The 5,925-nt window shown below is 75.1% G+C and carries 5 protein-coding genes; 3 read left to right on the forward strand and 2 right to left on the reverse strand.

Going from position 1 to position 5,925, the window contains the following annotated elements; genetic code table 11:
- Positions 1 to 16 precede the first annotated feature (16 nt).
- On the reverse strand, positions 17 to 2,506 hold the full coding sequence (locus ACFUEL_RS33350; protein ID WP_380240923.1) for an ATP-dependent Clp protease ATP-binding subunit: 2,490 nt from the start codon (positions 2,504 to 2,506) through the stop codon (positions 17 to 19).
- A 245-nt stretch (positions 2,507 to 2,751) separates the two neighbouring features.
- Between ACFUEL_RS33350 and ACFUEL_RS33355 the strand changes: the two genes are divergently transcribed.
- Both ACFUEL_RS33355 and ACFUEL_RS33360 read left to right on the forward strand, forming a co-directional pair.
- Complete coding sequence (locus ACFUEL_RS33355; RefSeq protein ID WP_380240925.1) at positions 2,752 to 3,687, forward strand: polysaccharide deacetylase family protein; 936 nt, start codon at positions 2,752 to 2,754, stop codon at positions 3,685 to 3,687.
- Positions 3,688 to 3,709: 22 nt separating this feature from the next.
- Positions 3,710 to 4,741 carry a GNAT family N-acetyltransferase gene (locus ACFUEL_RS33360; protein WP_380240927.1) on the forward strand — a complete coding sequence of 344 codons (1,032 nt, stop codon included), beginning with the start codon at positions 3,710 to 3,712 and terminating at the stop codon, positions 4,739 to 4,741.
- Between the two features lie 7 nt (positions 4,742 to 4,748).
- Here ACFUEL_RS33360 and ACFUEL_RS33365 read toward each other — a convergent pair whose 3' ends face one another.
- On the reverse strand, positions 4,749 to 5,171 hold the full coding sequence (locus ACFUEL_RS33365) for a YchJ family protein (protein WP_380240929.1): 423 nt from the start codon (positions 5,169 to 5,171) through the stop codon (positions 4,749 to 4,751).
- A 176-nt stretch (positions 5,172 to 5,347) separates the two neighbouring features.
- Here ACFUEL_RS33365 and ACFUEL_RS33370 point away from each other — a divergent pair, with 176 nt between their 5' ends.
- Entirely contained in the window at positions 5,348 to 5,842 is a 495-nt protein-coding gene (locus tag ACFUEL_RS33370) for a hypothetical protein (RefSeq protein ID WP_380240930.1), read from the forward strand.
- The last annotated feature ends 83 nt before the right edge of the window (positions 5,843 to 5,925 follow it).

The raw sequence follows: 5,925 nt of genomic DNA on the forward strand, positions 1-5,925 counted from the left end.
GAGCTCAGGAGGGGGCTCAGGAGGGGTCGGGGCGGCCGATCGAGCAGATCAGCTCGCCGTCCTCCGCGTCCGCGACGATGGTGTCGCCGGGGCGCAGGTCGCCGCCGAGCAGCATGGTGGCGAGGCGGTTGTCGAGCTGGGTCTGGATGGTGCGGCGCAGCGGGCGGGCGCCGAACTCGGGCTGGTGGCCCTTGTCGACCAGCCAGTCCTTGGCGGCGGCGGTGACCTCCAGCTCCATCCCCTGGGCCCTCACCCGGCGCTCGGACTCGGCGAGCATCAGGTCGACGATCCGCAGCAGGTCGTCGGCGTCCAGCGCGTCGAAGACGATGATGTCGTCGATCCGGTTGAGGAACTCGGGCAGGAAGCGCCCGCGCAGCTCCTCCATCAGCCGGTCGCGGATCTGCTCGGTCTCGCCCTTGTGGGAGAGGATCAGCTGCGAGCCGATGTTGGAGGTCATGATGACCACGGTGTTGCGGAAGTCGACGGTGCGGCCCTGCGCGTCGGTCAGCCGCCCGTCGTCGAGGACCTGGAGCAGCGCGTTGAAGACGTCCGGGTGGGCCTTCTCGACCTCGTCGAACAGCAGCACGCTGTACGGGCGGCGGCGCACCGCCTCGGTGAGCTGCCCGGCCTCGTCGTAGCCGACGTACCCGGGCGGGGCGCCGACCAGGCGGGAGACGGTGTGCTTCTCCTGGAACTCGCTCATGTCGAAGCGGACCAGCCGGTCCTCGTCCCCGAAGATCAACTCGGCCAGGGCCTTCGCGAGTTCGGTCTTGCCGACGCCGGTCGGGCCGAGGAACAGGAAGGAGCCGACCGGCCGGTTCGGGTCGGCCATCCCGGCCCGGCTGCGGCGCACCGCCTCGGCGACCGCGACCACCGCCGTGTCCTGGCCGATCACCCGGGCGTGCAGTTCGTCCTCCAGCTTGAGCAGCCGGGCCTTCTCGTCCTCGGTGAGCTGGGCGACCGGGATGCCGGTCTGCCGGGAGAGCACGTCGGCGACGTCGTCGACGGTCACCGAGACCACGCCCTCGCGGCGCTCCTCGATCTCGGCGCTCTGCGCCTGGAGGTCGGCGATCCGGCTCTTCAGCTCGGAGGCGCGGGAGAAGTCCTCGGCGGCCACCGCCTCGTCCTTCTCGCGGCGCAGCTTGGCGAGTTCGTCCTCGCGGCCGACCACCTCGGTGGAGCGGCCCAGGCCGCGCAGCCGGACCCGCGCGCCGGCCTGGTCGATCAGGTCGATCGCCTTGTCGGGCAGGAAGCGGTCCGAGACGTACCGGTCGGAGAGGTCGGCGGCGGCCCGCAGCGCCTCGTCGGTGAAGCGGACCTGGTGGTGCGCCTCGTAGGAGTCGCGCAGGCCCTCCAGGATCTGCACGGTCTCCTCGACCGAGGGCTCGGGGATCAGCACCGGCTGGAAGCGGCGCTCCAGCGCCGGGTCCTTCTCGATGTGCTTGCGGTACTCGTCGATGGTGGTGGCGCCGATGACGTGCAGTTCGCCGCGGGCCAGCGCGGGCTTGAGCATGTTGCCCGCGTCCATCGCCCCCTCGCCGCCGGCGCCCGCGCCGACCACGGTGTGCAGCTCGTCGATGAACAGCACGGTGGAGTCGGCGGCCTCGCGGACCTCGTCGATGACGTTCTTCAGCCGCTCCTCGAACTCGCCGCGGTACTTGGAGCCCGCGACCAGGCCGGACAGGTCGAGCGAGACCACCCGGCGGTCCTTCAGGGTGGAGGGCACGTCGCCGGAGACGATCCGCTGCGCCAGGCCCTCCACGATGGCGGTCTTGCCGACGCCGGGCTCGCCGATCAGCACCGGGTTGTTCTTGGAGCGGCGGGAGAGGATCTCGACGGTCTGCTCGATCTCCTCGGCCCGGCCGACCACCGGGTCCAGCCTGCCGAGCTTGGCGTCCTCGGTGAGGTCGCGGCCGTACTCGTCCAGGGTCGGCGTGGTGCTCTCCGCCCTGCCGGGCGCCCGCTCGCCGCGGACGGCCGCCTCGGCGCCGCCGCGCAGCCGGGCGGCGTCGGTGCCCTGGGCGTCCAGCAGCCTGCCGACCGCGGAGTCCCGGTCGTCGAGCAGCGCGGCCAGGATGTGCTCGGGCCCGATGTAGGAGACGCCGGCGGCCTGCGAGCGGGCGTGCGCGCCGATCAGCACGCGCTTGGCGGCCGGGGTCAGGCCCGGGTCCACGGACGGGTCGGCGGAGCCGGCCGGCAGGCTGCGCTCCAGGGCGGTGGCCAGCTGGTCCGGGTCGGCGCCGGCCCGGGCGAGCAGGCCGCGGGACGGCTCGACCCGGGTGGCGGCCCACAGCAGGTGCGGGGTGTCCAGGTCGGTGCTGCCGTCCTCCTGGGCGCGCAGCTCGGCGCGGGCGATCAGGTCGCGGGCGGACTCGGTCAGCAGCCGCCCGATCGGGACGCGCTGGACGGCGGGCGGGGAGGCGGCCGGGTTGAGGCCGAAGAAGCGGTTGAGCAGGTCGGAGAAGGCGTCGTCGGAGCCGAAAGAGCCGAAGCCGGGCATGGTCATCGTGGAGGCACTCCCATGGGCGGGCGGGCAGCAGTCCCCCCGAACTATGCCAATGCGTGATATCAGCCGCTAAACGGGGTGATCCGGACAGGTGGCGGGGCGCGCGCACGGCTGGTTCCCAGCCGGCTTCCAGGAACTTGGGACAGGCATTACCCGGTCATGGGATTCTGATGACCTCGACTCCAGCGGGCACCCCGGGCCGACCGTCCGGGGTGCCCGCCCGTGCCACCCGAGGGGGACGGGCCATGCCGACCGCGGACCGCGCCGCCGGGCGACGGGGCATCGACGCACTGCTGCGCCGCTCCCCGCTGCAACCCGTCTTCCGGGCCCGCGCCGCCCGCCGGCTCGCCGTGCTCGCCTACCACGGCATCGACGACCCGGGGGCCTTCCGGGCCCAGATGGAACGGCTGGCCCGCACCGCCCGCCCGGTCGGCCTGGAGGAGGTCGCCCGAGCCGCCGAGCACCGCCGCCCGCTGCCCGCCCGCAGCGTCCTGGTCACCTTCGACGACGGCGACCGCACCGTGTTCACCGAGGCGCTGCCCGTCCTCGTCCGGCTCGGCATCCCCGCCGCCGCCTACGTGATCACCGACCTGATCGACGGCGACCAGCCGTACTGGTGGACCGAGGCCGCCCACCTGCTCGGCCGCGGCGGCGGCCGCGCCGAGGCGCTGCACGGCCTCGACCCGTCCGCCGCCGTCCGCCGGCTCAAGACCCTCGCCGACGGCCAACGGCAGCTCGCCCTCGCCGAGTTGCGCGCCACCGCGAAGCACCAGGCGCCCCGGCAGCGGCAGTTGGGCCGCGGCGAACTGCACACCCTGGCCCACGCCGGAGTGGCGATCGGCAACCACACCGCCTCCCACCCCTGCCTCGACCGCTGCACCGACACCGACCTGGACGACCAACTCGTCCGCGCGCACGACCGGTTGACGCACTGGATGGGCCGCCCGCCGACCAGCTTCGCCTACCCCAACGGCAACTACGACCCGCGCGCCGACCGCGTGCTGCGCACCCTCGGGTACCGTACGGGGTTCCTGTTCGACCACCGGCACGCCGAACTGGCCCCGGCGCACCGGCTGCGGATCAGCCGGCTGCGGGTCAACTCGCACACCGGACGGGACCGCTTCGACACCATCCTGTCCGGGCTGCACCCGGCCGTGCACCGGCTGCGCGGCGGCCACTGAGGACACCGAGGGGGGTGGGGGAGTGCCGGAGATCCGTCGCACGCCCGAACTGGACGGCGAACTCGTGCACGACTGGCGGGAGTTGATCGCCGAGGACCCGGACGGCTCGTGGTTCGCCGGGCCGGACTGGGTGCTCGCCTGGTGGCGCACCCTGGGCGCCGGACGGCCGGGCGAGGTCGCGGTGTGGCGCGGCCCGGACGGCCGGGCCGAGGCGGTGCTGCCGCTGGCCGCCGTCCGGCTGCGGGCGCACCGCAGGCTGCCCGTCGAGGTGCCCGCGCTCACCCTGCTCGGCACCGGGCCGGGCGCCGCCGACCACTGCGGCCCCGCCGTCCGCCCGCACCGGCGCGCCGAGGTCGCCGCCTGGCTGGCCGAACGCTCCCGCCGCACCACCCTGTGGCTGCCCGAACTGGACGCCGCGCACGGCGATCTGCTGCCGCCCGGCGCCCGCCCCGTCACCCGCTCCGCCTGCCCGCGCGCCGACCTCGCCGACGGCCCGGACCGGCTCGGCTCCCGGGACTTCCGGGCCGCCAACCGGCGCGCCCACCGCCGCCTCGCCGCCGCCGGCGTCAGCTTCCACTGGCTGCCGCCCGGCACCGCCGAGCCTGAACTGCTGGACGACCTGCTGCGCCTGCACCGGCTGCGCCGGGAGGCCGCCGCGGGCGGGGCCAGCAGCTTCACCGCCGACCGGCTGCCGCTGCACCGCCAGCTGCTCCGGGGCGCCGCGCCCGGCCGCGGCCCGGCCTTCCAGGTCGCCCGGCACCGCGACGAGGTGGTCGGCGTGCTGTACGGCTTCCGCTGGGCCGACCGGTTCGCCTACTACCAGACCGGCTGGGACCAGCGCTGGGCCGCCGAGTCGCTGGGCACCGCGCTGGTCGACGCGGCCATCCGCAACTGCGCGGCCGAGGGCGTGCGGACCTTCGACTTCCTGCGCGGCCGGGAGCCGTACAAGTACCGGTTCGGCGCGGTCGACCGGACCGACACCGGCTGGCTGCTGCCGCGCGGCCCCGGCGGGGCGCTGCTCGCGCTCAAGCACCGCGTGCGCGGCGGGGGTTGACGGTGCGTCAGGGGCGGACGTCGCCGTCCAGGTAGACCCACTCGCCCCGGTGGCGGACGAAGCGGCTGTGCTCGTGCAGGGCGTCGGCCCGGCCGCCCTCCAGGTAGTGGGCGCGGAACTCGACGGTGCCCTCGGTGTGGAACGGGCCGCCCTCGGCGGAGCCCAGGATCTCCAGGCGCTCCCAGCGCAGCGAGGGGTCGAAGTCGACCGAGGCGGGCCGGGTGTCCGGGTGCCAGGAGCGCAGCAGGTACGGCTCGTCGCGGACCGCGAAGGCGCTGAACCGGGAGCGCATCAGCTGCTCGGCGCTGCCCGCCGCGGCCTCGCCGCGGTGCAGGCGGCCGCAGCACTCGGCGTACCGGGCGGGCCGGCCGCAGGGGCAGTCGGCCGGGGCGGCGGGGGCGGCGGGGGCGGGGGTGCGTCGGCGGGCCATGAGGTCCATTATCGCGCGGTCCGGGCCCCGTCCCGGCGGTGTGATTGTCGACTTTTATCCGCTTCGTCCCGGTGTGGCGCAGGCATGGTCCCGGGCGGCGCGGGCAGGATGGGCGGGTGCCGCGCCCGGCGCGGCACCCGACGAGGACGACCGCCGCCGAGGCGAAGGGAACCGCGATGAGCGACCACCACCACAACGTGCTGCTGCTCGGCTTCACCGACCGGGCGGACTGCCGCCGGGCCTACGAGGACGCGATGCACCTGCCGGGGCTCCGGCAGGTCGCGGTGCTGGAGCGCGACGCCGGGGGCATCGTCGACATCCCGGAGAGCCACATCCGCGGCGCGGGCGTCCCCACCGTCGGATCCGGCCTGGTCGGCGGCCTGGTCGGGCTGCTCGGCGGCCCGATCGGCGTGCTGCTGGGCTTCGCCGCCGGCGCGGCGATCGGCAACGCCGCCGAGCAGGCCGAGATGACCGACGGCGGCGCGGGGCTGATCGTGCTCTCCTCGCGGGTCGACAGCGGCCGGGCGCTGCTGGTGGTCGACCTGGTCGAGCACGACGAGGAGCCCGCCGACGGACTGGCCGCGAAGTACGGCGCCTCGGTGGAGCGGATCTCCGCCGAGCAGTTCGCCGAGCAGGTGCGGATCGCCAAGGAGAGGGTGCCGGAGGACTGACGGGAGCCCTCCGCAGCCCTCGGCGGGTCAGGAGTACGGCCGGTGGCCGTCCTTGAGCCTGTCGAGGTCGCGCCGCTCGCGCT

It is taken from the genome of Kitasatospora sp. NPDC057198 (genome assembly GCF_042670125.1).
Lineage (GTDB): Bacteria > Actinomycetota > Actinomycetes > Streptomycetales > Streptomycetaceae > Kitasatospora.

Coding starts and splice junctions, on each gene's coding strand:
- ACFUEL_RS33365 (WP_380240929.1), bottom strand. CDS start 5,171: ATGGCCCGCCGACGCACCCCCGCCCCCGCCGCCCCCGCCGCCCCGGCC.
- ACFUEL_RS33350 (WP_380240923.1), bottom strand. CDS start 2,506: ATGACCATGCCCGGCTTCGGCTCTTTCGGCTCCGACGACGCCTTCTCC.
- ACFUEL_RS33355 (WP_380240925.1), top strand. CDS start 2,752: ATGCCGACCGCGGACCGCGCCGCCGGGCGACGGGGCATCGACGCACTG.
- ACFUEL_RS33370 (WP_380240930.1), top strand. CDS start 5,348: ATGAGCGACCACCACCACAACGTGCTGCTGCTCGGCTTCACCGACCGG.